Source organism: Micromonospora sp. NPDC023633 (assembly GCF_040640035.1).
In the GTDB taxonomy this organism is placed as follows: Bacteria; Actinomycetota; Actinomycetes; order Mycobacteriales; family Micromonosporaceae; genus Micromonospora.
The window spans coordinates 1-26,472 of sequence record NZ_JBFABB010000024.1; the positions used below are offsets into that span (position 1 = coordinate 1).

A 26,472-nucleotide genomic window follows, 5' to 3' on the forward strand; every position below is an offset into this window, starting at 1 on the left:
GCGGCTGTCCCACTCGGCGCGGGCGGCGTCGCGGGCGGCGGCCGCCGCGGCGGCCTGGTCGACGACGTCGCGCCGCCGCGCGGCGGCGACCTGGGCGCGGTGCTCGTCGTAGCGGCGGGCCGGGTGCGGCGGCTCGACGTTGCCGGTCAGCGACTCGTCGAGCAGCGACCGCAGGTAGCCCAGCGGCTGCTTCGGCGCGTCGAGCAGCTCACGGCCGCCACGGCTGCGCTCGATCCAGTCGAGCAGCACCGGCATCGTCCAGCCCGGACCGAGCCGGGACCCGAGCGTGGCTGCCACCCGAGGCAGGGGCACGTTCTCCAGCCACGGCCAGGCCCGCTGTGCGGCTCGTGCCAGGTCGTACGCGCCCCACTGCATCCAATCTGGACGGCGCGGTGCTCGTGACGGTGCACAAGCCCTCTCGATCGGCCTAGGACGCCGTACGGATCGTGGCACCCCCTTCGTTGGTGAGCGCGAAGCGCCATTCTCCCGCCGACTCGGCCCCACCGACTGAGGGTGAGTGATCGTCGGAGGTTGGGAACCCCGAACCACGAGCCAGGAGTAAACACTCATACCTGTAGACGCTGCGCGGGGGTGGCAGATATTCAGCGCGTGCCGGGCGAGGTCCTCGGCGCCCTCGATGGCGGTGTCCCGGGCGGTCGCCACGGCCTGGCGAAGCTGGGCACGCCGGGCCATCGCCTGCATGTCCATCACCGCGCCGGTGCGGGCGTGCAGCGCGTCAACGTCGTCCTGGGCGGCCTCCAGCAGCGCCACGGCGTGCGCGAGTAGCCCCTCGATCACCAGCAGCGCCACCGGCAGGTACGGCTCCCGCGCGACGGCACGCTCCCGGCCGCCCAGGGGCGCCAGGTCAAATTCCGCCCGGTCGTACGTGCGGCCCAGCCGGGTCCGCTCCTCCATCGACAGGCGGCGGCCCTGAGCGGTGCGCTCCATCCACTCCAGGGCCTCCGCGCGGGCCCAGCAGCCGGTGACGGTGCGCGGCTGGCAGTCGGCCAGCTCGGCGGTACGCAGCCGACCCGGCCGGGTGATCCGGGCGTTGGCGTCCACGGCCAGCACGCCGGCGACGCGGGCCAGCACCGACGGGCGACCACGCTTCGACGCCTTCGCCGACGCCTGGCGGGCCAGCAGATCGGCCAGGTGCACCACCGCACGGCCACGGCGACGGCCGGCGGCGAACGCCTCGATGACCTCCCGCAGCCGCTCCACCCACGCGGTCAGCTCCGCCACCCGCTGCTCAGCCTCGGTGATCTCGGCGAGCTGGCCGAAGCGGACCTCCACCGCGACCCGCTCCGCATGGACGACGGCCGCTGCGGTGGCCTGCTCGGTCTCCTGCTCTAGGGCGACCTCCTCGCGGATGGCCGCCAGCCACGAGTAGCCACACAGCCAGCACGCCGGCGACGGCTCCCACTCACCACACGCCGCACAGCCCTCCATGACGTCGTCGACGTCGTCGAGTACCCCGGCGCGCAGCTCGACTGCCTGGCGGCGCTGCTCCCGCTCCGTGCGGCTGCGCCAGCACGGAATACACAGCGGTTCCGACCCGTCACCGTCACGGGGCAGGCCCTGCGTGTCCCGGCCCGCACTGGCACAGGACACGCACGGCGTCTGCACACCGGTCGGATACACCGGCCGTCGGCGAGCACCCGCCGGAGCGACCAGTCGGGCCTGCCCGGTGCGGGTCGTCTCCACCAACAGAGCGGGCCGGGCCAGGTGCACCGTGCAGCGGTCGCGGCCGGGAGCGGCCAGCACCGCCCGACCGACGGCGGCGCAGACTGGGCAGTGCCCGGTCGCGGCCACCCGGTCGGCCGACAGCGTGGTCAAGTTCGGTGCCGTGATCATCGCGGCACCGCTGCAGGCCGATCAGGGGTACGCCCTGAGCCAAGGTGATCTGCCGCAAGGGCGGCAGAGACATGCGAGGGGACTGGGCGCGCAAAGGCGTTGCCGCGACACGCAGAAAAGGTGTCGAGAGACAAGAGTGCACCCAGCCCGGAGGTGGGTGCTATGGTGTCCTCCGAGCTTGTTGGAGCCTCAGACCCTCTCCTCGCCGCCAAGCAAAAAGGAGGGTGTGGGGCTCTCTTGCTGTCTGCAGTTAGGGGTTGAGCGCGGGCGCTCCCTCTCAAGATCAGATCGGGGTTATAACCCGTGGATCTTACGGCGACGGCCAGCCGTGCAGGGGGCCCAACACGCACCGAAACCAGGCGTCCCCGAGTATCCTGTGTGGATTCCCCGGGAAAATCTGGACATACCGTCACGAGCCGGGCGGCATTTGTAACCAAGGAAATTTGAATACATGCAGCCGAATGGGCGGCCCGGTCAATTGGGCCGCCCATTCGGGTCCTTTGAATGGTCACTCGGGCCGGTGAATGGTGTCGCAGTAGACGGCGGTGCCATCGCCGTCGTGGGCGTACAGCTCGCCGTAGCGGTCGGCCGGGCCGTCGACCGCGTCGAGCAGCCGCTGCGCCTGGCGGCACGCGGCGTCGAGGTCGACGGCGGTGAAGAAGGTGACGAACTGCGGGGTGTCGGGCTCGGGGTCGGTGACGACGTCAAGGCGGTACTCGTCGGTGGTGCCGAGCACGAGCAGCTCGAACGGGCGGCCGGTCATGGTGCTCACCGGGCCCAGATCGCCAGGGCGGCGGTAACGGTGGCACCGGCGTACCCGGCCAGCAGCAGCGGCACCGCGCGGGAGATGGCCCGATACCTGGCGCGCAGGGTGCGGGAGCGCCACCACAGCTCGCGGGCGCGGGCCAGCGGAGTCATCTGCGCGACCTGCTCGGCGTCGCCGGTGACGAGGCGGGCGAGCACGTCCTGGGCGCCGTCGCAGTCGGCGTAGACGGGAAACCCGAAGTCACCGCCGAGACGGGGCCAGGAGACCGTCAGCAGCAGCACCACGGCGGCCAGCACCACCGCGGCGGTTCCCGCGCCGGCCCACAGGGCGGCGGTGGGCAGGCGGCCGACGGCTCCGGCGCCGCCGAGCACGGCCAGGCCGGCGCCGAGCAGCACCCCGGCCATCTGGAGGTAGCCGGCGGCCTTGGGGTCGACGCGCAACATCTCGGCGCGCACGGTGGCGATCTCGGCGTCCAGAGCGGCGGTGGCGGTGCCCCGGCCGCAGGCGGAGGCGTGCGCGCCGGCACGGGCGAGGATCTCCAGCTCGCTGAAGTCCGCGTCGGTGGTGCCGCAGCCGGTGCAGCGAGAGGTGCTGTTGGCGAGGCTGGTGGAAATCTCGACCAGCACCGCGAAGGCACCGGCGGTCGGGATGCAGAAGTGGCGACGCGGGCCATGTGGGCCGCGCGGCTCGTAGGTGCTGGCGTACGCGATGCCGAGGTAGGTCGGGTCTCCGGGATCAGGCACGATGAGGGTGCTCCTCTGGCTCGATGCGGGCTGGGTGGGGTGGCGGGCGGCCCCGGGCTTGGTAGGCAGGGGGGCCGCCCGCGCGGCGTTATCGGCTGGTCGGGTTGTAGGTGGGGGAGTCGGGGCGCGGGTACGCCTCGGGTCGGCAGGCGTCGTCGTAGCCGCACCAGTCCCAGACCGCGAGGCCGGGGCGCAGCGAGACGGTGCGCTCGTCGGCGACGATCTGCTCGGCGTCGTCGGTCCAGTCGACGCCGGTGGCGATCGCGGCGACGGCGGCCTGGTCGACGTGGCGGGCGCACAGCTTCTGGGCGATGGCCTGGCCGCTGGGCAGGTGGGTCAGGCTGTAGCGGCCGTCGAGGCGCTGTCCGTCGTCGTCGACGGTGACGTTGACGGCCAGGCCGGGCGCGACCGGCCAGCCGGTCACGACCCGCGCGACGATGCGGGGGGCCTCGGGGTCGTTGTCGCTCAGGTACAGCCGCACCGGGGTGGTGGTCGGCGCGGCGGTGGTCGTGGTGGTCATGAATCCTCCTCAGCGAGTGCTATCGACGGGCGGGCGGAAAAGGGTGGGCGGCGGTTCTCCTTTCGGTGGGTTCGAGCGGACGGTGGTCAGCGGCGGGCGGCGAGCATGGCGGCCAGCCACGCGCCGGCGGTGCCGGCGGTCGCGGTGAGCGCCTGGGTCCATCCGCCGGGGGCGGCGATGCCCATCAGCACGGCGGCTGCGGCGGCGGCGTGCAGCACGTACAGGGCGGTGCGGGAGCGGCGGCGGGCGAGCACGCCCTGGCCCACGGCGGCGAGGGATCCGGCGGCCCAGCCCGTCCACAGCGCCCAGCCCCAGATGCCGTGGGCGCCGGCCCAGGCGGTGGTGGCCGGCAGCAGCAGCGCGTGCACGGCGACGACGGCGGCCAGGGCGAGCAGGAGCCAGGCGGTGTAGCTGGCGGTGTGCATCAGGCGGCGGCGGTCGGCGAGGACGGTGCCGACGGTCGTGACGCGGTTGGCGGGCGGCCAGCGGTCGCAGCAGCGGCGGGGCCAGAGGCCGGAGTCGTGCTGATGGCGGTGGACCGGCTCGTTGCCGGGAGCTGCGGGCTGGCGCATGACGTCTCCTGGTGGTGGATGGCAAGAGGGCGGACCGGGGTGATCGCGCGGGCGTGGCTGGCCACGACAGCGGCGTACTGGTGCTGGGCGGCGTGCATGTCCGCCTCGGCGGCGGCAGCCTCGCGGGCGTCGTGGGCACGCTCCGCGGCGGTCAGCGCCAGCGCCGCCGCCGCCGCGGTGAGCAGCACCCCGCCGATCAGGGGCGGGCCGCCGGCGTCGGCGGCGAGGTGCCCGGCGGTGGCCACGCCGCCGAGCAGACCGCTCGCGCCGGCGACGGCCGGCCAGCGGCGGCGGCCGGTCTGGGCGCGGTGGCGGCGGCGGCCGGCGGCTCGGATGGCGTCCTCGGCGGCGCGCATCCGAGCGGCGTCGAGCTGCCACGCGATCAACTCGACCGACAGCACGTCGATGCGCTGCTGGTGGGTCAGCGCGTAGAGGGTGTCCGGCGGCTGCGCGTCGCGCTGGCGCGTCAGGCGGCGGATCTCGGACTCCAGTTCGGCGACCCGGGACATGGGGCTCTCCTATACGGACGGTGACCTAACAGGCGGGCTCATAACAGGCGTGAGGGAGGGGGGTCGGCCCCTGCATAGGGGCCCCTCGCTGGGGGGAGGGGCCCCACGGTTATGAGGAGTTATGCGTTACTGGCCGTGACGGCGGTGGTGGCGGCCTCGGGCGGCAGGTACTGCCCCGTCACCGGCCGCCCGTCCGGGTTCGACGGCCGCACGACCCGCCCCTGCTGGCCCAGCTGCGTCAGCGCGTTGGACACCAACTGCGGGGTCGCGGTGTCGTCGCCGCCCTCCACCAGCACGGCGAGGATGTCCTTCGGCGTGGCCGCCTTGCTCTTGGTGCGCCAGATCAGGCGCACCGCCGCCTCGACCCGGTCGGCGCGGGTCCGGTACCCGGCCAGCGGCGTCGGCTCCACCGGCTCGGCGGCCGGGGCCTCGCTGGCGGCCGGCGCGGGGGCGGCCGGCGCGAGGGGCTTGCCGCCGAGCTTGCTGAAGATCGAGGCGACGGCCGAGGACATGGCCTGGGCGGCGTCACGCTCCGGGGTGCTGGCCTGCGCCTTCTTGCTGCGGGCGCGGGCGCTGCGCAGGTCGGCCAGGTAGTCGTCGGTGACGAGCTGGTGCCGGCTGGCGTAGATCGGGCCGGCGGCCTGCGCCGATCCGGCGTCCAGCTCACGCTGGTGGAAGCGGCGATTCCACGAAATCTCGTCGACCTTCGGACCGTCGTGCAGGACCGGCTTGCTGGGGTCGCAGGTCTGGACGTACTCGATCTTCGCGCGGACCGGGTCGCCGTCGCCGAGGCGGGCGTAGCACTCGCCGCGGTGGCGCAGCGGGGGCAGCTTGTAGTTGCCGGTGACCCGGCCGGCCTCCTGCTCGTCACCGGACATCAGCACGATCTCGCGGCCGATGTTGGCGCTGGCGTCGCCGCCGGCGTCGCCGAACTGGTGGTGCACCCCGCGCTGGGTGGCCGCGATCAGGTAGATCCCGGCGGAGGCGACGGCCTTGGTGCACTCGGCGTACATGTCGCCGGCGGTGACCTCGGCCCCGTCGTAGCGCACCTTGGCCTTGGTGTTCAGGGCAAACGACGCCTCATCGATGTAGATCAGAATCCGCTTGAAGCCGTGGCGAGCGGAGAAGGGCTGGTCCTGGCGCCAGCGGGCGATCTCCATCGCGGCGATGAGCATCTGCAGCACGCCCTCGGCGTCGGCGCGGACCCAGTCCAGCGGCGGGCGCACATCGGTGCCGAGGTAGGGCTCCAGCCACTGTCCGACCAGGTCGTAGAGCTTGCGGGTGCCGGCTACCCAGATCAGGGCGTCCTCGCAGCGGGTCACGTCGGCCCACTCGCGGTGGATGTAGGCGCTCTTGCCGCCGGTCGACGCGCCGAGGATCCAGGCGTGGCGGGCGACGTCGACGCCGATGGGCATGCCGTCCATGCCCCACAGCGCGTACGAGGGCTCGGCGAGGCGCCGCCAGATCGGCCGGCCGGCAGCGTCGACCAGCTCGTCGACGCGCTCTCGGTAGGGGCGGATCCGCTTCATGACGTCTTCGGTGTTGGCCTGGATCGTGTAGACGCCGACGCGGCCGGGGTCCTCGCTGATGGACACCCAGTCAGGGGCGATGTCGCGGCGGGTGATGTCGCGCAGGGCCAGGGCGATGCGCCGGGCGTCGTGGTCGTCCAGTCGCGGGGCCTGCTCGACGCGGACCTTGCCGTTGATCACACGGCGCAGCTCGATGGGCGCCCACGCCTCGATCTTCGCTCCGAACGGCGCATCGGTCGGGCCGACCATCTGCGGGTTGGACACGCGCAGCCACTCCAGCCCGGCGCGGCGCACCGCCAGGCGCAGCAGCCACGCCAGGTGCGGCTCACCCTCACGCGGCCCCGCCAGGTCCTCGGCGCTCACCGCGAGGTGACCCTGTGCGGTCGCAGTCAGCGCCACCTGCGCCGGGGCGGCCGGCGGCGGCGCGTACCGCAGCAGGTACTCGTGCGCCCGCGCCATCACCCACGTGATGCCGCCCAGCGCCGGCAGGACCAGGGCCCACACCGGCCACATCTCCGGCACCGACACCGCCAGGGTCGACCAGGCGGCGTAGACGGTCACCGCCGCCACCAGCCAGCCCACAACCCTCGCCTTCGACGCCGAGCTGAGGCGGCTGAACATCGGGCTGATCCGCACCAACGTCTTCGCGCCGAACGCGGCTGCCGCCGCCAGCAGCGCCGTGGCCAGCCCCGCGATCCACACCTGCGCGCCGGTGACCAGCCACACCGCCACCCACACCGCCGACAAGAACGGCGCGACCACGGCCCAGAACGTCTTCCACTCGATGCCTACCGCTGCTCGCCGCTTCGTCACGACGCTGCTCCTTCGCTTGCCGTCTTGCCTGGTCCTGTGGGTTCCGGAGGGGGGGTGGGGGCCGCACCAGGTGCGGCGCGGCCCCCGCGGTGAATCGGTCAGAAACCGATGGCGCGGGCCTGCGCCTCGTACTCCTCGGCCTGCTCCTCGTAGTAGCGGGCCGCGAGGATCTCCCGCGCCGCCTCCGCCTCCGCGTCACGCGCCGCCACGGCGTGCTCGTGGGCGACGTTGGCGTCGCGGATCGTGCGGGCGGCCATCTTGTGGTTCTCGGCCGACTCCTGGTTGGCGCGGGCGTCACGGCGGTACTGGTCAGCGGCGTCGCGGCAGGCCCGTCCCCGCTCCTGCAGCGTCTGCGCCTTCTCGATCAGCCCGGCGTAGCGGTTCGCCACCCGCATCGCGTCTTGGTCGATGTCTCCGCTGGTCGTGGTGCTCATTTCTGGTCCTCCAAGGTGGTTGGTTACAGGGGTCTGGTGGTGCGCGGTGCTGTGCAGCGGCATCGGTGCAGGCCGGTCCATCCACTCGCTGCCAGCGGTAGGACCGGGGTCAAAGAACGGATCGGTACGCGGCGCCGAGCGGTGAGCAGACGCCGTCGGGCCGCTCGACGAGCTGCTCGACCGGCCGCCCGGCACGGTGATGTCGTCCAGGTCGACGTCGATCACCGTCTCCGGCCGATGCCCACCCGGCGCCGGCCGCGCCTGAGCCGTCGCCGCCGCCGGCTCGGCTTTGTCGGCCGGCTTGTCGCTCTCCGCCGCCTTGTCGTCCGTGGTCTTGCTCTTGTTCTTCGCGCCTCGGGCCAGCCCGAGCAGGCCCAGCAGCGCCGCTCCGCCCGCCGTCTTGGCCTTGCGTCCCGCGTCGCTGCGCGGCTTCGTGCCGCCGTCGCTGCGCGGCTTCGCGCCGCCGTTGGGGGCCTTTCCGCTGGCCGGAGGCTTGCCGCCACCGCCAGGGGTCCTGGTGTCGCCAGGAGTCTTGGTGCGGCCGAACGGCCACCGTCCCGTCTTGTCGCCGGCCTTCTTCCCGCCGTCGCTGGTCGGCTTTCCACCGCCGCCGGGGGTCGTCCCGCCCTTGGGGGCCTTCCCGCCCGGGGTCTTCCCGGCACCAGGGGTCTTGCCGCCTCCGCCCGGGGTCTTGTCACGGCCGAACGGCCACCAACTCCCGGACTTGGCGCCAGCCGGCTTCCCACCGCCGCCGGGGGCCGTCCCGCCCTTGGGGGCCTTCCCGCCCGGGGCCTTCCCGCCCGGGGTCTTACCGCCCGGGGCCTTACCGCCCCCACCAGGGGTTTTGCCGCCCCCACCAGGGGTTTTGCCGCCCCCACCAGGGGTCTTGCTGCGGCCAAACGGCCACCAGCCGTCCCCCTTACCCCGGCCGTTGGGCGACTTGCCGGGCCGGTCGCCCCGTCCGGCGCCGTCCCTGCCCGAGCGGTCCTTGCCGGTCTTGCTCCGGCGGGTGTACTTGCGCCAGGCCAGCCAGCCGGCGCCGGCCAGCACCGCGACCACGATCAGCCCGGTGCCCAGCAGCAGCGCCATCAGCGGCGACACCATCCACATCGCCACCACCACGGCGGCGACGATCGACACCACCACCAGCGCCACCACCAGGCCCACCGACGCCGGCGACGTCTCCGTCAGCTCCTGCGGCTTGACCTTGTCGTCCTTGCCCTGTTCCACCGGCGGCTGCTGCTCGGTCAGCACCGACAGGTCCGGAGCCGGCATCGCCGTCTCGGTCGCCTCACCCTCGATCGTCGGGGCCACGGCCATCGTCTCCGTCTGCATCGCGTTACCTCCCATCAAGCGTTTTGGCTGCTCACGCCCCACGGTTATGAGCTGTTATGAGGCGCTGCACGGGCCGACCCGACCCGAAGACCGGGTCGGCCCCCGGTCACGCGACGCGACCGCTGGTGAGTTCGAGGACCTGGTCGACGATTTCCGCCGGCACGGCGTTGAGGACCTTGCGGATCGTGCGGTCGGAAATCCCGGTGATCACCGCCAGCTCGGCCTGCTTCGCGTCCGGGTTTTCCGCCCGGGCCAGCAGCACGGCCGCCACCTTTTCCGGCTTCACCGTTTCCACCTCGGGCAGGTTGGCCGGCAACTGCGCTGGCACAGCGGCCAGAGATTTCCGGGCGGTGGACCGCACGATTTCCGGCTGCCGCCCCCCACTGGTTTCCGCTTTCTCCTGCGCCCTGGCGAGGGCCCGGCGGGTGCGCTCCAGCTCGTTGACGAGACCCTCGCGGGCCTCGGTGATCGCCTGGCTCTCCTGTTCGGCGCGAGCCCGCGCGACCGCCTGGCTCTCGGCGAAGCGGTGCGCCTGGTCGAGCTGCGCCCGCAACGCCCGCACCGTCTCGTCCAGCTCGGCGACACGGTCCTGGGCGGCCTGGCCGGTGTAGCGGGCCTCCGCCAGGGCGTGCTGGTAGTCGCGTTCGGCCTGCTCAGCAGCCTCGGTGAGCACCCGCACCTGCTCGGCGGTGGCCTGCTCGGTCAGGGCCCGAGCGGTAGCGGCGCGGTCTGCGGTGTCGCGGGCCTCGGCCAGCCGGCCCTCAGCCACCCGCGCCGCCTCGATCGCGGCGGCGGCCCGCTGCTCGGCCACCCGCACCGCCTCACGAGCCTCGGCGGCGGCCTGCTCGTGCTCGGCGATTTCCGCCTGCGTCGCCGCCTGGATTTCCGCCCGCGTTTCCGCCTCCGAGCGCGCCCGCGTTTCCGCATCGGCCGCCCGGGTTTCCGCCTCGGCACGAGCGGCGGTTTCCGCATCGGCCCGCGCCGTTTCCGCCCGCGCCTTCGCCTCGGCTTCCGCCTGCGCCGCTCGCGCGGCGGCCGTTTCCGCCCGTGCTGCCCGAAGCTCTTCCGCCCGCTGCGCCGCCTCCTGCTCGGCCGCGATCTCCTTTCCGGTGCGGCCGGTCAGGATCTTGACGCGGACGACCACGATCGGCGCGATGCACGCGACCGCCACCACCAGACCCCACGGCACCTCCTCGCCGGCCTCGGTGTCGATGAAGACCGGCAGGAGGTGCACCGCGACCTGGCAGAAGATCATCAGCAGCATGCCGACGACCATGTCCTTCCACCGGCGACGGTGGAACGCGGTGATCACGTACACGTCGAGCATCACCGGGAACATCCACGCGATGGACGCGTGGAAGTGAGCCAGCACCGCCAAGTCGAACTCACCCTTGGCCGTGAGAATCACCGCGGCGGCCATGGCGATCCACGGCCCTACCGTCGCCGCGTCGCGCAGCTTCTCTTTCATCGAGCTGCCCCCATCGCCTGCTCGGCGCAGTCCAGGCACTCCCCGAGGGAGCGCGGGATGTAGTAGGGCTGCTGGACCAGGCAGGTCGGGCAGGTGCGGCGGGCGGTCAGCGCCTTGTCGATCGCGGCGAGCTGCGCCGTCGTGGCCGTGCGCTTCTTCGCCGCCTGGTCGACCTTGTAGAGGTAGGCGACGCGGTCGCCGCCCACCCCGCGCCACATCACCTGCGCCGCGACCGGCTGGCCGCCCGGGCGCAGGCCCTGCGCCCGCAGCTGGCGCGCCGTGGCGTAGCCGGCCGGCGCACCCCGCCACCAGTAGGTGGGGATGCCGTAGCGGGTGCCCTCCGGGTCGTAGAACGCGGCACGGATCCGGCTCACCGCGATACCTCCCACTCGTAGGAGGCCGTCACGGCCAGGTTCTCGGCCAGCGTGAGCAGCGTCGACGTGGCCGCCGAGATGGTCAGCCGCCCCAGGTCATCGACGTCGGCTGGCGCCTGCTCGAACACCGCCGACCGAGCCACCTTGATGCCCGCGACGATGTCGCTCAGCGGCAGCCCCGCCGGCCCGAACTGCTCGAACCAGGAGTCGAGGATCTGCACCGCCGTCGCGTAGGCCGCGCACACGCCCTTGGCCCAGGCGTGCCCAGCAGGGTCGCTGTGCTCGGTGCGGTCCGCCTCCCGCAGGGCCGTCTCGCCCCGCGCGGCCCAATCGGCGCGCACCTGCTCCGGCGAGAGCACCTCACGGCCGTTGAGAATCAGACGGCCGGTGTACGACACCACCGTGCCGCGCCGGTCGCTGCTGATGTTCGACCGGCCGGTCGCGCGGATGCTGACACCCGCCAGCGTCGGAATCCGAAGGGTCGGCATCAGCTCTCACCACCGACCGCGCGACGGGCCCGGACCTGCGCGAGCAGCTCCCGACCGAGAGGGTTGAGGTCGGCCTCGTCGACGTCCACGGCCAAGCCGTGACGGCGCTCGTCGAGCCACCGCCCCAGCCGGCCGCCACCAACCACCGCGCCGACCAAGCCGACCGCGACAGCCGGGGAGTACAGCAGGACCTGCGGCACCTGCTCGGCGTGCTCGGCCAGCAGCCGGCCCGCGACCACCGCGATCGGGACTCCCGCGACCGCCGCCGCACCGGCAGCGACCTTCGGCGTCCGCGACGGCTTCGGCCGGTCCGCGAGCCGGCGGGACTCACGCTCGTCGCTGATCGCCTGGCGCAGCTCGCCGGCGAACCAGCCCGGCAGCGCCGCGACCGACGCCGCTCGGTGCTCCAGCTCGACGTCCGACGCCTTACGCAGGCTGGTCCGGTAGCTGGCCAGCGCGGCGGCCAGGTCCAGAGCCTTGATCAGGGCCGTCATGCCGCCACCCCCAGCGCGTTCGTCAGGGCGGCCAGCTCCCGCAGCCGCAGCAGCGGACGCTGCTCCACCTCCGGCAGCCCGTTCAGAGGGTTGTGCTCGACCAGGCCGTCACCGCCGCGCAGCTTGGCCTCGTACGCGGCGGCGTCGGCCGCCGCCATCACCCGGTTGCGGTCCTCGTTAGCGGTCGCGTGGATCGCGCCGACGCTGGCCGTCACCGACACCGGCACACCGTCGGCGACCTCGATCGGCTCCCGCAGGGCGCTGATGACCTCCGCGCCCAGGTAGTGCGCCAGCGGCACCGACGACGGCGCGACGAGCACGAACTCGTCGCCGCCGATGCGAGCCACCACGGCGTCCTCGACGTCCTCCAGCGACGCCCGCAGCCGGCGGGCGATCTCCACCAACAGCCGGTCACCAGCGGCGTGGCCCCAGGTGTCGTTGACCGGCTTGAACTTGTCCAGGTCCACCAGGACCAGGTCGTAGGGCTCGCCGTCCAGCTCGTCGAGCGTCCGCGTCAGGCCGGTCCGGTTGGCGCAGCCGGTCAGCGGATCGGTCGTCGCGTCCCGACGGGCCTGCGCCAGCCGAGACCGCTGGGCGCGGGCCACCTGCGCGGCCCACACGTGCCCCGCCAGCGACAACGCGGCGGCGGCCGGGAGCAACATCTTCAACGCCCTCACTGGGCCACCTCCGACGCGTTCGCGGCGGCGTACGCCTCGCAGATCTCGCGCGAGATCCGGCCCCGCTCCTTGACCTCGTAGCCGTTTGCCACGGCCCACTGGCGCATCGCCGCCCGCTGGGCGGCGCCCTCACGGCGGTTACGCGGCGGCGAGTCCACGGAATCGCGGCGGCCGGTCGCCCGCAGCTTCTGGCGCACCTCGGCGAGTTGGCCCGCCAACTTCTCCGCAGCCTCGGCCAGCTCGCGGCGTCGCTTCTCGGCGGCCTCGCGCTCCTGGCGCGTTGCCTCCTCCGCCTTGACCCGCTCGGTCAGCTCCTGCACCAGTCGGTTGATCCGCTCGGCCATCTTGCGGGTCCGCGCGGCGCTGCTGCCGGCGGCGATGCGCAGCACGTCCTCCACGCCCCGAGGGGTCGCCGGCGTGGCCGAGGTGGTCTCCGAGGCGGCCGGAGCCGGCGTGGTGGGGCTCTTGACCCGGATGCCCATCGGCATCCGCTGAGCGGGAGCCGGCTGTCCCTGAGCAGCCCGCAGAGCGGCGGCCCGGTCCATGCTGTTCAGCGGCGTCATCGTGCTCATGCCGGCATCACCGCCGTCGTCGACAGCAGACCGCGCAGCGCCCGCAGCGCCTTGTGCTGCATCGACTTGACCGCCGCCGGGGTCTTGCCCAGCGCCTCGGCGGTCTCCTCGATCGACAGCTCCCGCAGGTACCGCAGCGTGATGCACCGCCGCTGGTCCGGGTTGAGCTGCTCGATTCCCGCGAGGATCGTCTCCCGGGTCAGGCTCGCCATCGCGGCGGCCTCCGGGGTCGGAGCCTGGTCGACCGGAGCCGCGTCACGCAGCTCCGCCACCGGCCGCTCGCGACGCTGGTGCGACGCCTGGTAGTTGGTCACCAGGTTCCGGGCGATCGTGGCCACCCAGGCGCCGAAGTCGCCGCCCGGTCGCCGAAAGCTGGCCAGGTTGCGCAGCGCCCGCAGGAACGTCTCCGAGGTCAGGTCCTCGGCGGCCTGTCGGTCCGAGACCCGCCGGTAGATCGATCGGAACACCTGGTCGACGTACCGGTCGTAGACCAGACCGAACGCCTCCGCGTCACCGGCCTGCGCCCGCGCTACCAGCACAGACACGTCGCCGGCCATCGATCGGGTTGGGGTCTGCTCCGGATTGCTCCGGGCAGCACGTACCCTCATTGCTGGCATCTGAGCCTCCTTGGGTGTGATGCCGCAGCCTCGGCGGGGCCCAATCCCGCCGGGGCCTTTTCTTTGGTCACCGCAGTGGCCAAAGAAAGGTCCGAGGTCTGTATGCAGACCTATCAACGTGCGGACCACGTTAAGTCGCCCATCGGTCACAGGTCAAGCTTTTCTGTATGCAGACCTTCAGACGGTCTAGTCTGTGTCCATGAGTACGGGCCCCACAGACGCTCGACCCCTACAAGTCCGCGTCGCTGACGACATTCGGCTGAAGATCGAAACGGGCGTCCACAGCCCGGGAGACCGGTTGCCCACGCTCGACGAGCTGGCGGCAGACAACCTCGTCAGCCTTGCTGTGGCCCGCAAAGCGATCGACCTGCTGAAGCAGCAAGGGCTGGTCATCACCGTTCAGGGCAAGGGCACCTTCGTCCGAGAACGTCCGTCTGCCCGTCGGCATGGCATCGACAGGTACGCCAAGAGTCGCTGGAGGTCAGGGCAGGCGATCCTGACTGCCGAGGCAACGGCTCAAGGACACACCGCTGGTCAGATGCTGCGTGAGCTAGCCGAGACGCCAGCACCCGCTGCGGTCGCCGAACGTTTCAAGATCCCGACGGGCACCCCGGTCTGGGTGAGACGGCGCACCACCCTCGTTGACGACAGGCCCAACCAGCTCGCCGACTCGTACTTCGAGCTCGGCGTGGTCAAGGGCACGCAGATCCAGGACGAAGACACCGGCCCCGGCGGCAGCTTCGCGCGGCTGGAGGAGGCGGGCTACGAGCTGGACGAGATCACGGAGGAGTGGGCGATCCGCATGCCCACCGGCCCAGAAAGTGCTGCGCTGCGCCTGCCAGCGGGAACTCCGGTCGTGGACCTGACCCGCACCACGTACGACGTCACCGGCCGCCCCGTCGAAGTCATGCTTGCCGTCATCGCCGGCGATATGGTCGAGATGTCGTACCGGTTCAAGATCCCCGACTAAGGCGGCACGTGCACATCACCTATACGGCCGCCACTACAGCGGCGCCGAACAGCACCAACGAAGACCACCTTGCCGTCGGCGACGGGTGGGCCTTGGTCTTGGACGGTGCCGGCCGATACCCCGGTGAGACAGGCGGCTGCATCCACCCGGTCACATGGGTCGTTGCCCGACTCGGCATCCACCTCAGCAGTTGCTTAAACCAGCAGCCTGAGCAGCCACTCACCACGATCGTCCGGTCTGCTGTAGAGGCCACCATGGCCGACCATGGCTCCACCTGTGACCTCAGCGACCCGCTCTCACCAGGAGCAACGGGGGCGATCGTCCGGGTCCGCGAAGACCGGATCGACTGGCTGGTGGTCGGAGACTGCGCAGTGGTTATTGACCAAGGCCAGGACAACTACACGACCGTCATCGACGACCGGGTTGACCACTTACCGGATGCACCGATCGTCGAGGGCCGAATACGCACCTACTCACCGGCCTATGTCGCCACCGTCCGCAACCAGCCGGGCGGCTTCTGGGTGCTGGGGTCGTCGCCTGCTGCGGCTGAGCATGCCCTGGTCGGCACGCTGCCCCAGCGTGCAGCAACCCGAGTCCTTCTTTGCTCTGATGGCATCTCCCGCCTCACGGAGCGCTACGGGTGGAGTTGGCAAACTGTCATGGCCTTGCACGAGTCCGATGGTCCCGAGTCGCTCATCCGTGCGGTGCGGGAGTCCGAACACAGCGATCCAAATCCGGAGCGCTGGCGAGGCAAGCGTCATGACGACGCGACCGTAGTCGTCATGCGGGTAACAGGTGCGTGATCATGACTAGGCCGGCTGGATAACGGCGGCCGCCCGGGCGCGGACCGACTCACGTTCGGCCGGTCCGCGCCCGGGTCGCAGCTTCCGTCCGTTCTGGTACGGCTGGCCTCAGCTCTCCGTGCTCTCCGTGCCTGCGACGGCGAACAGGTCGAGTTGCTCGCCGGGGTCGGCTGGCCGGCACGCTGCCCATACGGCGTCTCCGGCGCGGCCGCAGGCGTCGACGACGTCGTTCCAGCCGATTCCCCGGAATCCGCCCGGGTGGTCGCGCCAGGCGATGACGGCCTGCTCGCAGCGGCGGATCAGGTCATCGGCGACTCGGCCGCTGTCGAGCACGTTGCCGAGGTCGGTCCAGGTCAGTCGCAGTGGCTGGTGGAGGTTGCCGTCGCTGATCTCGATGCGTGTCCGGTCGAGCCGGAGCATCCGGCCGGCGGGCAGTGTCTGCCCCTCGTACTCCGGGGCGAGTCGTCGGGCGTCTCGGGTGCGCCAGTAGGTCAGCGGGTGGATGGCGTGACTGCGGGCGAGGGTTCCGACGGCCCAGGCCAGCAGTGGGCGGTGGGTGGTCGGGGTGGCGGTGGCGAGGATGGTGCGGGCGTCGGTCCGGTGGCTGGTGGTCATGGTGGTCTCCCCGTCGTTGCTGGTCGGGCGGCGTCCCCGTGCCCGGGCCGGTGGCGGCCCGGGCACGGGTGCGGTCAGCCGAGGTCCTGGTCGACGTCGACGACGTCGGGCAGGCGGGTCCAGCCGGTGGGGGTCCAGATCTGCCAGTGCTGGCCGGGGCCGGCGGGGGAGTCGCGGTGCAGGGCGCGGGCTACCGCGCGGTGCCAGGTGGGGTCGGTGGTCAGCGGTGCGTTGGCGCTGGCGTAGGTGGTCGGGTACGGGGCCCCGGCGGGCTGGCCGTCGCCGTCGCGGATGTGCTGCATGAGCCGGACCGGGGTGCGGGAGGCGGCCAGCCGCTCGGCGACGGCTGCCGCGGTGATGTGCTCGCGGACCAGCTCAGCCAGCACGTCGGCGACGGTGGCGGGCTCGCCGTTGAACAGCCGGCACTGCTGGGCGTACTCGTCGAGTTCCCTTCCTCCGAGGGAGTTCGTCTGGTAGGTGGTGCTGCGGTGCGGGTGGCGCGGGTAGGTGGTGATCCAGCCGACGAAGCGGGCACCGAGGTACAGCCGGTTCTGCTCCGCACGGCCGGGGCCGGGCTGGGTGGGGCCGTCGACGCGGAGCTGGGTGTGCGGCACGGTCAGTCCGGTGTGCGGCAGGGTCACCGGCTCGCTGGTCGCCGCGATCACCGTGGCGTTGATCCAGGCCACGCGGACCGGGTTGGAGCGCGTGCAGGTGCGGCAGTCGATCGGCGCGGTGACGGCGGCACCGACCGAAACGTTGTCGCCTCGGGTGCTGGCCCCGCACGAGCCGGCGACGTAGCGGGGCTCGCCGGCCGGGCCCGTGATGCTGCTCAGGTTGCCGAGGTGGACGACGCGGCCTCGGCCGATGCGGACCGGTGCGAGCTGGGCAGGCCGGGTGTGGGTGCTGGTCATGGTCTCCCGGGCCGGGATCGTCGTACGCTGGGTCATGGAACTCCCTTTCGCAGAGGGGTTGTTCTTCCTGGTCCGGCCGGGTGAGCCACCACCTGGCCGGACCGTTCCTTGCCTCTCTATCGTACAGGAAAAGGTACAGGAAAAGCTGCTTCAGGGGGTCTTTTTCTGTACCTTTTTGCCGTACGCTGTGGGGCATGAGCAGCGAATCTGAGACGCGCCGGCCCGAGGTGTCGGCGGGGATGGCAGCGGCCCGGGACCGGGGTGTGCGGCTGGGCCGGCCGCCGGCACCGGTGCCGCCCTCGGCCACCCGGGTGGCGGAACTACGCGGTGAAGGGCTGTCGCTGGCGGCCATCGCCGAGAGGCTGAACGCCGAGCAGGTGCCGACCCCGTCGGGCAAGGGCAAGTGGGCCAAGAGCAGCGTCAGCTACGTGCTGACCCGGTATGACGCGGCGCAAGAGTCGGCGTAGGGCGGGGTTGCGGGCTTGCCCGCGCGCGGTGCCGGGGGTGGGGTGGGATCTCCTCGTGTCGGCCGATCTCCGATCGACCGGGCCGGCTCCGGGACGGCCAGGCTCGGCGTAGCCGACCGCGAAGCGGCTTGGCCTGGTCGTCCCGGAGACGGTCTGGTAGCCCTCTGGGCGGCCGGCGCGAGGGGATCCCACCCTTGGGTGACCACTCACCCACCTGGCGCCGGCGGTCCTCCCCCGGGCATCTCCGAGAGAGGCCCCGCCGGAGGCGTCGTTCTTCCGCCGGTCTACCGGCGGGAATTGACCCGCACCGACGCGCGGGCGCTGCCCCGGTGCGCCCACCGGCGGCGCGGCAACGGGGGTGCGGCGTATGCGCCGGCCGGCTACCTTGATGTGCTCGGAAACGATCATGCCGGGGGAATCGTGAGCGAGCCGCACAGCCAGGCCACGCCAGAGCGCGACGTCGACGCGGCGTTGACCGGGTTGCAGGACCAGATTGACGCGATCGTGCGGGTGCTGGGCGATCACCAGCGGGTGTTCGAGGCACTGCGTGCGGCGGGGCTGCTGCCAGATGGTGGTGGCGCGGGCCAGGGCCGGTGATGGCTGCGCCTCGTGACACGACGGTCGAGCGGATCGTCGCGTCGACGGACCGGGTCGATGATCTGGCGAGTCGGGCGGAGTCCCTGGCGGCGCAGGTAGCCGGCCCCGCCCCGGCGCCGCCCGTGGACCAGGCTGTCCGGCAGCGGTTGCTCGCTGCTCAGGCCGTCGCCGCCGAGGTCTACCGACAGCAGCTCGACGACGCGCCAGGGCCATCGCGGTGGCTGACGGCACAGGGCGTGCCGACTGACGGGCGTTGGACGGTGGGATACGCCCCGGACCGGCCGGCAGCGGTCGTCAACGAACTGCGGCGGCGCGGGTTCTCTGACGCCGAGATCGTGGCCAGTGGCCTGGCCGCGACCAGCCGCGGCGGGCAGTTGGTCGACCGGTTCCGCAACCGGGTGATGGTCGGGGTGCGCGACCACCGTGCTGCCGGGGCACCGGTCGTCGGGTGGGTCGGCTACGCCCCGCCTGGCGCGGCGACCGACGCGGCGCCGGTGCTGCACAGCCCCACCACGGCGGTCTACCGGCCGGCTGACTGCCTCATCGGCCTGGCGGAGCAGCCCGAGCGGGCCGGCCGGGCCGTCGTGGCCCGCAGCGCGTTGGAGGCCATCGCTCTGGCCGAGCGCGCCGGCGAGCTGGGTGAGGACGCGCCGCTGGTGGTGGCGCCCGCCGGGCCCACGCTGACCGGCTCGCAGGTCGCCGCGCTCACCGCGCACGCCGACACGGCGGCCGGCGTCACCGTCGTGCTCGACAACGAGCACGACCGGCAGGCCGAGCGGGCCTACCAACTGCTCGCCCCTGCCGTGGCCCGCCACCCGAGCAGGCCAGGGCCGCTCGGGTACGCCTACTCCGGCGCCAGCGCCGTCGTGGAGTCCCACCCGCTGGTGGAGGCTGCGGTTACCAGCCGGGTCGCCCGGGCCGCCCGAGGGTTCGTCACGCCGAAGGGGCGGGCGGTGGCCGCCGACTCCATCCGCGCCATGCTCGACGGGCAGCCCGCCGATCTCGTCGACCGGTGGGCCTCGTACGCCGCTGAACGGCTGGGCGTGCCCGTCATGCCCACGCCACCGGCACCTGCGACCACGACCCCGGACACCGCCGTCGACGCGCCGGCACCGGTGATGCTCAGCGGCGCCGCCGCCACGAACGGCCCTCCATCCGCTCCTGGTGACCAGCCGCCCACAGCAGCACCGGAGCAGCAGCGAGCAGAGACGGAGACGCGGGATGAACCGGTACGGGGCTCAGGCCCAGAGGCACTGGCAGACGTACCTGCCCCAGCGGTACGCGACCATCGAGGACCCGAACAGCTTCTTCTCGACTTTGGGGGAGCAAGCGGCGGAGCAGATCGAGCAGCGGGCGAGGGAACTGGCGGGCCCGGACCTGCCGGACGAGGGCTACCTCGGCAAGCTAGGCCGGCTGAACGCGGCGCAGCGGACGGCGGAGGAGGAGATCCTGCCCGAGCTGATCCTGATCGACCCGGCGACGGACGGCCCGCCGGGCGAGACGCCGAGCGCGTCGACGACGCCGGCGAGCCCGACGTGGACGCCGCTGGTGGAGGACCCGAACGACCCGTGGTGGCAGCGGGTCGCGCAGGAAGAGGCCGACCAGAACGACGAACCGGTGCCACCGACCCGGTAGCCGATCCGGTCGACGACGTCGGCGCGGCCGGCCCCGATACCACCGGGCCGGCCGCCGACGACCCGGCGCCCGACGACCCGGCGCCCGACGCCGCGGTGGTTGATGCCACGGAATCGTTCCGGCCGAGCGGCCAGCAGGACCTGGCGCCCGCCGGCGAGATGGCCAAGCTCCGGGCGAACCTGGCCGCTCTGCGAACCCTGCGGGAGGTGCAGGCCGCCGGGCGGCCGGCGACCGCCCAGGAGCAGACCGTGCTGGCCCGCTGGTCCGGGTGGGGTGCGGTGGCGGGGGTGTTCGAGGCCCGCACCAACCACCCCAACTACGCCCGCTTCGCCGAGCAGCGAGCCGAGTTGCGGGAGCTGCTGTCGCCGGCGGAGTACGCCGCAGCGGAACGCACCGTCCTCAACGCGCACTACACCGACGTCGCCTATGTGCAGGCGATCTGGGACGCGGTGCGGGAGCTGGGCTTCGACGGCGGCGCGGTGCTGGAGCCGGGCTGCGGGTCCGGCAACTTCATCGGCCTGGCCCCGGCCTCGGCGCGGATGGTCGGCGTGGAGCTGGACCCGGTGACCGCCGGCATCGCCGCCGCCCTGTACCCGCACGCGGAGATCCGCACCGAGAGCTTCGCTGAGACCCGCGCCCCGTCCGGGGCGTTCGATCTGGCGGTGGGCAATGTGCCGTTCGCGCGGCTGCCCCTGGTCGACCGGCGGCACAACCCGGGCCGGCATTCGCTGCACAACCACTTCATCATCAAGAGCTTGCATTTGACCCGGCCCGGTGGGCTGGTCGCGGTGCTGACCTCCCGTTTCACGATGGACGCCCGGCACCCGACGGCCCGGCGGGAGATGGCCGCGCTGGCCGACCTGGTTGCCGCGGTGCGTCTGCCCTCGGGCGCGCACCAGGCCACCGCCGGTACGCAGGCCATCACCGACCTGCTGATCCTGCGGCGCCGCGAGCCGGACCGTGAGCCTGCTGCGATGACCTGGGAGCAGACCCGTCCCCTGGACCTCGACACGGACGCCGAGCAGCCTGAGCACGTCAACGGCTACTTCCTCGATCGGCCGGAGCGGGTGCTCGGGGAGATGGTGCTGGGGCGGGGCATGAACCGCGACGGCGAGCTGATCGTGCGTGCGGGCGGCGACACGGCCGAGGACCTGGCGCGGGTACTGCGCGACGTCGTCGACGAGGCCCGCCGCGACGGGCTGGCCATGACGCCCCGCGACGACGCCGACCGGCCTGCCGAACCGCTGGCGGTGCTCGCGCCGACCGATCGCGCCGAGGGCCACATCGAGGCCCTGGACGACGGCACCTTCACCACAGTCGCCGATGGTCAGGTCGTGCCCCACGAGGTGCCCGCCACGCAGGCCGACGAGCTGCGGGCGCTGCTCGGGCTGCGTGACACCGTGACCGCCCTGCTGTCCGCTGAGGCGGCCACTCTCGACGACGGTGACGAGCACGGCGGCCCGGCCGCCGAGGGCACGCCGGCGGCGCTGCGCGCGCAGCTCAACGACCGCTACGACGCCTACGTGGCCGTCTACGGGCCACTCAACCGGTACACCCGGCGCCCGACCGGCCGCACGGACCCGGAGACCGGCGAGCCGAAGATGGCCCGGATCAACCCGCCGATGGGCAAGTTCCGGCAGACCGACCCGCACGCCGCCACCGTGTACGCCCTCGAACACTTCGACGATCCGACCCAGCGCGCCACCAAGGCCGACATCTTCACCCGGCGCGTCATCCTGCCCCGGGCACCGCAGCTCGGCGCCGACACCCCCCAGGACGCCCTCGCGATCTGCGTCGACACCCACGGCGAGGTCCGGCTGCCGGAGGTGGCCCGGCTGCTGGGTGTCAGCGAGCCGGAGGCCCGCGCCGCGCTCGGCGAGCTGGTCTACGACGAACCCGACACGGGGCGGCTCGTGGAGGCCCCGGAGTACCTGTCGGGCAACGTGCGCGTCAAGCTGCGTGCCGCCCAGGCCGCCGCCGAGGAAGACCCGCGTTTCGAGGCCAACGTGCGGGCGCTGCACCGTGTCGTGCCCCGCGACCTCGGGCCGGGCGAGATCGACGCGGCGTTCGGTGCGCCGTTCCTGCCCGCCGCCCTCGTCGAGCAGTTCCTGCGGGAAACGCTGCGGGACCCGGGGCTGCGGGTGGAGCACGTCGGCGGATCCGACTGGCGCGTCCGCGGCTTGCGCGCCGGCGTGCTGGCCTGCTCGACCTGGGGCACGTCGGGCATGGCCGCGCCGGACCTGGCGCAGCGGCTGCTGACCAAGACCCCGATCCGGGTGTTCGTAGAGGTGGAAGAGGGCAAGCGGGCCCTCGACGTGGAGGCCACCGCAGCGGCGCAGGCCAAGGCGATCGAGCTGGAGGAACGCTTCGGCGCCTGGGTGTGGGAGGACCCGGACCGGGCCGCCGAGGTCGCCACCCGCTACAACGAGCTGTTCAACGCCACCGTGCCGCGCTCCTACGTCGGGGTGACCCGGTCGCTGCCGGGCATCGCGGTGGGCTTCGTGCCCCGCCCGCACCAGGTGGAGGCGGTGGCCCGCATCGTCGCCGAACCGGCGGTCGGCCTGTTCCACGCCGTCGGCGCCGGCAAGACCGCCGTGATGGCCATCTCCGCGATGGAGCAGCGCCGCCTCGGCCTGGTCAACAAGCCGGCGATCGTGGTGCCCAACCACATGCTGGAGCAGTTCACCCGCGAGTTCCTCCAGATCTACCCCCGGGCCCGGCTGCTGGCCGCCGGCCGCGACGACATGAGCACCCAGCGGCGGCGCCGCTTCGTCGCCCGGGCCGCGACCGGCGACTGGGACGCGATCATCATGGCCGCCTCGTTCTTCGAGCGGCTGTCGCTGTCCCCGGACGAGCAGCGCGCCTTCCTCGACGAGGAACTGGCAGAGCTGCGCGAGAAGATCGTCCGCGCCGGTGAGCAGGCCATCGAAAACGGCGAGAGCCCCAAGCGGAACAGCACCGTCAAGCGGCTGCAGAACACCCTCGCGCGCAAAGAGGAACGGATCAAGGAGAAGCTGAGCAAGGCCCGGGATCCGGGTGTCACGTTCGAGCAGACCGGCATCGACTTCATCTACCGCGACGAGCTGCACGAGCTGAAGAACGACACCATCAACAGCGCCATCCCCGACGCCGGCCACGAGGGCTCCGACCGGGCGGTCGACTTCCGGATGAAGCTGAGCTACCTGCGCCGCAAGCAGGGCCTACGGGTGGTGTGTGGCGCCACCGCCACCCCGATCGCCAACAGCGTGCGAGAGCTGTACGTGGTGACCCGCCAACTCCGGCCGGACCTGCTGGCGGCCACCGGCACCAGCGACTTCGACACCTGGGCGGCCACCTTCGCCAAGGTCGTCACCGCGATCGAGGTGTCGCCGACCGGGCAGGGCTTCCAGATGCGCGCCCGGCTGGCCAAGTACACCAACGTGCCCGAGCTGTCGCTGATGATGCGGACCTACGGCGACGTCCGTACGCCCGAGGACCTGGCGCTGCCCACGCCGCTGCTGACCCAACGCGACGACGGCGAACGCGCCCCGCACATCGTCACGCTCGACCCGTCACCCGAGCTGGAGGAATTCATCTCCAGCCTCGACGAGCGCGTCGACGACATCCGCAACCGCCGCGTCGAGCCGGAGCAGGACAACATGCTCAAGGTCTCCGGGGAGGCCCGCGCCGCCTCCCTGGACATGCGCCTGATCGGCGGCGAGCAGAACACCCCCGGCAAGATCGACGCCGCCGCCGACCGCATCGCGGCGATCTGGCGCGACACCAGCGACACCGTCTACCTGCTCAACCCCGACGCTGCCACGCCGGTGCCGCACCCCACCCCGGGCGCCCTGCAGATCGTCTTCTGCGACCAGTCGACACCCAACCCGGAGAAGTGGAACGTCTACGACGCCCTCGCCGACCTGCTGGTCGAGCGGGGGATGCCCCGGGAGAAGATCCGCTACATCCACGAGGCCGACACCGACGCCAAGAAGGCCAGCCTGTTCAACGCCTGCCGCTCCGGCGACGTCGCCGTGCTCATCGGCTCCACCGCCAAGATGGGTGTCGGCACCAACGTCCAGGCCCGCGCGGTCGCGCTGCACCACCTCGACTGCCCGTGGCGGCCGGCTGACGTGACCCAACGCGAGGGCCGCATCCTGCGTCAGGGCAACCAGAACCCCGAGGTCAGCATCTACCGCTACGTCGTCGCCGGCAGCTTCGACGCCTTCTCCTGGCAGACCGTGGCCCGCAAGGGCACCTTCATCGACCAGCTCATGCGCGGCACCTCCGCCCGCGAGATCGAGGACGTCAGCGACGAGACGTTGCAGGCGCACCAGATCAAGGCCATCGCCACCGGCAACCCGCTGCTGATGGACCGCGAGCAGGTCGCCCAGGACCTCACCCGCCTGGACCGCGCCGACCGCGCCCACCACAACACCCAGGCGGCGCTGCGCCGACAGATCGGCGACCTCAAGGCGTGGATCGTCAAGGACACCCGCCGCGTCGACGTCCTCGACGACGCGATCAGCCGCCGCCAGGACACCCGCGGCGACAAGTTCGCGGCCACCGTCGCCGGACACCGGTTCACCAAACGCGCCGAGGCCGGCCGGGCCCTGCAACACGCCCTGACCGCCCACTCCCAGGGCCTCGCCTCCACCGACCAGCGCGAAGCCGACGGCGTGGCAGAGCTCGGCGGCTTCCGCGTCGACGCGGTGTTCTGGACCGGCCGCGACGGCATGCTCGTCGCGCTGAAATTCCACGGAATCCCCGACTCCTCCACCACCATCAGCCTCACCGCCGCGATCGAGGGTGATCCGACCGGCCTGGTCCGCCGCCTGGAGAACCAGCTCACCGACCTCGACAGCACCCGGGCCACCGTGCAGGCGCGCATCGATCAGCAACAGGACGAGATCGACCGGGCCGTCGAGCAACTCGACCAGCCCTTCCCGCGCCGCGCCGAACTGCTGGACACCCGCCGCCGGCTCCGCGCCATCAACGCCGTCATCGACCTGATGGCCGCCCCACCACCACCCACGCCGAGCGCGCCGCCGGCCGTGCCAGTCACGGTCACCGACTGGATGCCGGCCGAGCTGCGCGAGGGCTTGACCCCCGACGAACAGAGCTGGCTCGAACGCCGGGTGCAGAACGTCGCCGGCGACAGAGCCATCCAGGAAGCCGCCCGCACCACCGATCTGCCCACCTTCGCCGCCACGTTCGACACCGCGCTCAGCCACGCGCTGGCCGACCCCGGCAACACGGAGATGGCCGTGGCCGTGATGCTCCGGTGCGACGAGCCGGACTGGCGCCACGCCCTCTACAGCGCCGCCGGGCAGGCAGTGCACCAGGTCGTCCGCGCTGCCCCGCCACCGGCGCCGGCGGCCCCCACCGCGCCGCCGCAGCGTGACGTCGAGCCGGACCAACCGCAGCCGGTGAGCCCGATGACGCCGGCCGCCATCGTCGCGGCCACCACTCAGGCGGACCGGGCCCTGCTCGATGCCTGCACCCGGCAGGCCGTGCGCGTCGACCACGTCCAGGCCGCCGCTCGATCCGGTGACGAGCCGGCCTTCGCCGCCGCCTTCACCACCGCGATGACGGCGGCTATCGGTCAGCTCGACGACCCTGCCGATGTCGGGCGCCTCACCGAACTCCACGGCAACGAGGCGTTCCGTGACGGCCTGGCCCAACTCGTGTGGAGCAAACTCACCCCACTGCCCCGCATCGACCAGGACACCGTGCCCGACTCGCGGCCGGCCGATGCCGCGGCGGTCGCGGCCACCGCGTTCCCGGCCGCCACCACCGCCGTGCCGTCGCCGGCGTCGACACGGCCCGCAGCATCGGCGGCGCGCAGCCCCGCCCCGGCGGCGGAACCGGAATCCGCCCGGTAGGAGGTAGGCGCGGTCAGAGAAGGTGCTGCCGCGCCGCTTCCGGTCCTCGCGCCGTGGCCGGCGCTGCGGTCCGGGTCGGCTTGCCACCGATCTACCCCCGGTCGCCATGCGAGGGATGCGGCAGATTGAAACAGGCGTACTAGGTCCGCCATCAGCTCAAACAGTCCGCTGTGGCGGTTTTGCACGGAATCCGGTGACGCGCCGGACACACCGGCCAACTTGACCTAGCCAGTGAAAACAACTGCAATGTGAGGCGTACATGCAGTAGTCACACGGGCGTAAGTCGCCTACAGGTTGGGTTCGACTACCGGGATGCTCTCCGGTCGAGATCAACCAACGTAGGGGGCCCGCCCGGCGTCACGACACGCCGCCCTTCGGTTCGGAGTGTCGGTCGTGTCGTGTTCGCAAAGTAGGCTTCGCGAGGCAAGCCGCTACGGCCTCCAGTGTGGAACTGATCGTCCCTGAACGCGCGCGGGGGACGAAAGATCCACAGATCGATGGAGGTGGTTGGTGGCGAAGCACAGGGCACGGCCTTCGGGCCACGGTCCGCGAACGGGCACCGGTTGGTGGCGGGACGCGGGCGAGGGGACAGCGACTGCGCTGAAGATCCTCTACTACCTGGTGATGTTGGTCAGCACCCTGACCGGCTCCACCGCAGGTGGGCCCACCTGACCCATAAGGCCAGGTGAACCACCAACGGAACCAGCCATCGCTCGGGCCTGGAAACTCGGAGCGATCGGCCTCGTGTACCGCTCTGTATCGTTCTGTAGCGCACAGTGCGCTACGGAACGATACGAGCCGAGCATACGGTGAGACTGCTCCAGGGGCGAGAATGAGTCAACGCA

General features: G+C 72.3%; 23 protein-coding genes and 1 pseudogene. 7 read left to right on the top strand and 17 right to left on the bottom strand.

Annotated elements, in window-relative coordinates; genetic code table 11:
- From AB0G13_RS10170 to AB0G13_RS10240, 15 genes are all read right to left on the bottom strand, one after another.
- Window positions 1-1,854: hypothetical protein (locus AB0G13_RS10170; RefSeq protein WP_357871703.1), on the bottom strand; the 1,854-nt coding region annotated here is incomplete at its 3' end.
- Between the two features lie 508 nt (window positions 1,855-2,362).
- Window positions 2,363-2,617, bottom strand: a complete 255-nt coding sequence (locus AB0G13_RS10175; protein ID WP_357871875.1) for a hypothetical protein — start codon at window positions 2,615-2,617, stop codon at window positions 2,363-2,365.
- 5 nt (window positions 2,618-2,622) lie between these two features.
- The gene (locus AB0G13_RS10180) at window positions 2,623-3,363 is read right to left on the bottom strand and encodes a hypothetical protein (RefSeq protein ID WP_357871706.1); all 741 of its coding nucleotides are present in this window, start codon (window positions 3,361-3,363) and stop codon (window positions 2,623-2,625) included.
- A gap of 88 nt (window positions 3,364-3,451) precedes the next feature.
- Entirely contained in the window at window positions 3,452-3,883 is a 432-nt protein-coding gene (locus tag AB0G13_RS10185) for a hypothetical protein (protein WP_357871709.1), read from the bottom strand.
- Window positions 3,884-3,969: 86 nt separating this feature from the next.
- Complete coding sequence (locus AB0G13_RS10190) at window positions 3,970-4,308, bottom strand: hypothetical protein (protein WP_357871712.1); 339 nt, start codon at window positions 4,306-4,308, stop codon at window positions 3,970-3,972.
- Entirely contained in the window at window positions 4,308-4,964 is a 657-nt protein-coding gene (locus AB0G13_RS10195; protein WP_357871715.1) for a hypothetical protein, read from the bottom strand. Before AB0G13_RS10195 ends, AB0G13_RS10190 begins: the two co-directional genes overlap by 1 nt.
- A gap of 119 nt (window positions 4,965-5,083) precedes the next feature.
- The gene (locus AB0G13_RS10200; protein ID WP_357871719.1) at window positions 5,084-7,306 is read right to left on the bottom strand and encodes a hypothetical protein; all 2,223 of its coding nucleotides are present in this window, start codon (window positions 7,304-7,306) and stop codon (window positions 5,084-5,086) included.
- Window positions 7,307-7,404: 98 nt separating this feature from the next.
- Window positions 7,405-9,075 carry a hypothetical protein gene (locus tag AB0G13_RS10205; protein WP_357871722.1) on the bottom strand — a complete coding sequence of 557 codons (1,671 nt, stop codon included), beginning with the start codon at window positions 9,073-9,075 and terminating at the stop codon, window positions 7,405-7,407.
- Window positions 9,076-9,181: 106 nt separating this feature from the next.
- Window positions 9,182-10,543: a hypothetical protein gene (locus tag AB0G13_RS10210; RefSeq protein WP_357871725.1), complete on the bottom strand. Its 1,362-nt coding sequence runs from the start codon at window positions 10,541-10,543 to the stop codon at window positions 9,182-9,184.
- Entirely contained in the window at window positions 10,540-10,917 is a 378-nt protein-coding gene (locus AB0G13_RS10215) for an RRQRL motif-containing zinc-binding protein (RefSeq protein ID WP_357871728.1), read from the bottom strand. The genes AB0G13_RS10210 and AB0G13_RS10215 overlap by 4 nt, the downstream gene beginning before the upstream one ends.
- The gene (locus AB0G13_RS10220; protein ID WP_357871731.1) at window positions 10,914-11,405 is read right to left on the bottom strand and encodes a hypothetical protein; all 492 of its coding nucleotides are present in this window, start codon (window positions 11,403-11,405) and stop codon (window positions 10,914-10,916) included. Before AB0G13_RS10220 ends, AB0G13_RS10215 begins: the two co-directional genes overlap by 4 nt.
- Complete coding sequence (locus AB0G13_RS10225) at window positions 11,405-11,899, bottom strand: hypothetical protein (protein WP_357871734.1); 495 nt, start codon at window positions 11,897-11,899, stop codon at window positions 11,405-11,407. Before AB0G13_RS10225 ends, AB0G13_RS10220 begins: the two co-directional genes overlap by 1 nt.
- A complete protein-coding gene (locus AB0G13_RS10230) occupies window positions 11,896-12,561 on the bottom strand; it encodes a GGDEF domain-containing protein (protein ID WP_357871878.1) in 666 nt (221 codons plus the stop codon). The genes AB0G13_RS10225 and AB0G13_RS10230 overlap by 4 nt, the downstream gene beginning before the upstream one ends.
- An 11-nt stretch (window positions 12,562-12,572) precedes the next feature.
- Window positions 12,573-13,148, bottom strand: coding sequence for a histone-like nucleoid-structuring protein Lsr2 (locus AB0G13_RS10235; RefSeq protein ID WP_357871737.1), 576 nt, complete (start codon window positions 13,146-13,148; stop codon window positions 12,573-12,575).
- Window positions 13,145-13,693 carry a sigma-70 family RNA polymerase sigma factor gene (locus AB0G13_RS10240; RefSeq protein ID WP_357871740.1) on the bottom strand — a complete coding sequence of 183 codons (549 nt, stop codon included), beginning with the start codon at window positions 13,691-13,693 and terminating at the stop codon, window positions 13,145-13,147. The genes AB0G13_RS10235 and AB0G13_RS10240 overlap by 4 nt, the downstream gene beginning before the upstream one ends.
- Window positions 13,694-13,964: 271 nt before the next feature.
- On the opposite strand from AB0G13_RS10240, the gene AB0G13_RS10245 reads away from it, so the two are divergent.
- Both AB0G13_RS10245 and AB0G13_RS10250 read left to right on the top strand, forming a co-directional pair.
- Entirely contained in the window at window positions 13,965-14,735 is a 771-nt protein-coding gene (locus tag AB0G13_RS10245; RefSeq protein WP_357871743.1) for a GntR family transcriptional regulator, read from the top strand.
- Window positions 14,736-14,743: 8 nt separating this feature from the next.
- Window positions 14,744-15,538, top strand: a complete 795-nt coding sequence (locus tag AB0G13_RS10250; RefSeq protein WP_357871746.1) for a protein phosphatase 2C domain-containing protein — start codon at window positions 14,744-14,746, stop codon at window positions 15,536-15,538.
- A 108-nt stretch (window positions 15,539-15,646) separates the two neighbouring features.
- Here AB0G13_RS10250 and AB0G13_RS10255 read toward each other — a convergent pair whose 3' ends face one another.
- Both AB0G13_RS10255 and AB0G13_RS10260 read right to left on the bottom strand, forming a co-directional pair.
- Window positions 15,647-16,153, bottom strand: coding sequence for a hypothetical protein (locus tag AB0G13_RS10255; protein WP_357871750.1), 507 nt, complete (start codon window positions 16,151-16,153; stop codon window positions 15,647-15,649).
- Window positions 16,154-16,227: 74 nt separating this feature from the next.
- Window positions 16,228-17,100: a hypothetical protein gene (locus AB0G13_RS10260; protein ID WP_357871753.1), complete on the bottom strand. Its 873-nt coding sequence runs from the start codon at window positions 17,098-17,100 to the stop codon at window positions 16,228-16,230.
- A 158-nt stretch (window positions 17,101-17,258) separates the two neighbouring features.
- Between AB0G13_RS10260 and AB0G13_RS10265 the strand changes: the two genes are divergently transcribed.
- From AB0G13_RS10265 to AB0G13_RS10285, 5 genes and pseudogenes are all read left to right on the top strand, one after another.
- Complete coding sequence (locus AB0G13_RS10265; protein ID WP_357871756.1) at window positions 17,259-17,531, top strand: recombinase family protein; 273 nt, start codon at window positions 17,259-17,261, stop codon at window positions 17,529-17,531.
- Between the two features lie 297 nt (window positions 17,532-17,828).
- Entirely contained in the window at window positions 17,829-18,128 is a 300-nt protein-coding gene (locus AB0G13_RS10270) for a hypothetical protein (protein WP_357871758.1), read from the top strand.
- Window positions 18,128-18,664 (top strand): annotated as a pseudogene (locus tag AB0G13_RS10275) (hypothetical protein); the annotation flags it as partial. The gene AB0G13_RS10270 and the pseudogene AB0G13_RS10275, both read left to right, overlap by 1 nt.
- A 685-nt stretch (window positions 18,665-19,349) precedes the next feature.
- On the top strand, window positions 19,350-19,763 hold the full coding sequence (locus tag AB0G13_RS10280) for a hypothetical protein (RefSeq protein ID WP_357871881.1): 414 nt from the start codon (window positions 19,350-19,352) through the stop codon (window positions 19,761-19,763).
- A 95-nt stretch (window positions 19,764-19,858) separates the two neighbouring features.
- Complete coding sequence (locus tag AB0G13_RS10285; RefSeq protein ID WP_357871884.1) at window positions 19,859-25,627, top strand: helicase-related protein; 5,769 nt, start codon at window positions 19,859-19,861, stop codon at window positions 25,625-25,627.
- Window positions 25,628-26,472 lie beyond the last annotated feature (845 nt).